The organism is Oleiphilus sp. HI0043 (assembly GCF_001634935.1).
Map to the genome: position 1 here is coordinate 1 of NZ_LWEY01001811.1, position 1,485 is coordinate 1,485.

1 protein-coding gene is annotated in these 1,485 nt (G+C 49.9%); it reads left to right on the forward strand.

What is annotated here, in order from left to right; all coding sequences use genetic code 11:
- On the forward strand, positions 1-1,485 hold a 1,485-nt coding region (gene recG, locus A3729_RS27935), incomplete at both ends, for an ATP-dependent DNA helicase RecG (RefSeq protein ID WP_068634514.1).

The window sequence follows — 1,485 nt, forward strand, 5'->3', positions numbered from 1 at the left end:
GAACTTAAACATGCACTAAGTTACTTACATGCTCCACCAACCGAAGCCGACCAACTCGCTTTGCTAGAAGGGCGGCATTTATGTCAGCAACGCCTTATTGTTGAAGAATTACTCGGGCATCACTTAAGTCTGTTAAAACTCCGCAAAGGCGTACAAAGTCACCAAGCCTTGCCTTGCCAGAATAATAGCCAGCTAGGCACTCAACTGCTTGAGCAGCTCCCCTTTGAACTAACCGGTGCACAAAAAAAAGTGTGCAGCGACGTCGACCATGACCTAGGCCAAGCCTTCCCCATGCTACGATTGGTACAAGGCGATGTCGGCTCAGGTAAGACCATCGTTGCGGCCTTGGCAGCCTTAAAGGTTGTAGAGTCGGGTGCTCAAGTCGCTTTAATGGCTCCCACTGAAATTCTTGCCGAGCAACATCTATTGAACTTCAGTCAGTGGTTTGCCGAGCTTAAGCTTCCTGATGGCAACTCGATAGAAATCGCATGGCTAAGTGGTAAGTCAAAGGGCAAGACCCGAGCAGCCGCCTTGGGAAAAATCGCATCGGGTAATGCTCAAGTCGTCATCGGCACACATGCTTTGTTTCAAGATGAAGTGAAGTTTTCACGCTTGGCCCTGGCGATTATCGACGAGCAACACCGCTTTGGTGTTCACCAGCGTTTATCCTTAAAAAACAAAGGGCAAGACTCCGGTTTGGTGCCACATCAGCTCATTATGACCGCCACGCCCATACCCCGGACATTGGCAATGAGCGCCTACGCCGACCTCGACACCTCGGTAATCGATGAACTCCCCCCAGGCAGACAAAAAATAGAAACCTTTGCCATTCCAGATAGTCGACGCTCCGAAATGGTTGAACGGGTTAGAAAATCTTGTGAAGCCGGCTGTCAGGCCTATTGGGTTTGCACTCTTATAGAAGAATCTGAAGCCCTGCAGTGTCAGGCTGCAGAGGAAAGCCTGGCCTGGTTACAAGCTCAGCTAGGAGGTTTGGTTGTCGCCTTGGTTCATGGGCGAATGAAGGCTCAGGATAAAAGCCTAATCATGGATCAGTTCAAAGAAGGGCGTATTGATGTATTGGTTGCTACGACTGTTATTGAAGTCGGTGTGGACGTTCCCAATGCGAACCTTATCGTTATTGAAAACCCTGAGCGCTTAGGGCTCGCCCAGCTACATCAGTTGCGCGGCCGCGTAGGAAGGGGCGCTTTAAAAAGCTATTGTGCGCTAATGTACCACCCACCTCTATCCGCCAATGGCAAAGAGCGCTTAAGTGTAATGCGCGAAAGTAACGATGGCTTTGTCATTGCCGAGAAAGATCTGGAGTTAAGAGGCCCTGGTGAAGTTCTGGGTACCCGGCAAACCGGTATGGTCGAATTTCGGATTGCAGACCTTCAACGTGACCAAAATTGGCTTCCTGAAGTCAAAACCATGGCTGCACAAGTGTTTGAGGACTCCAAGCTCAGTGAACTATTGATTCGTCGATGG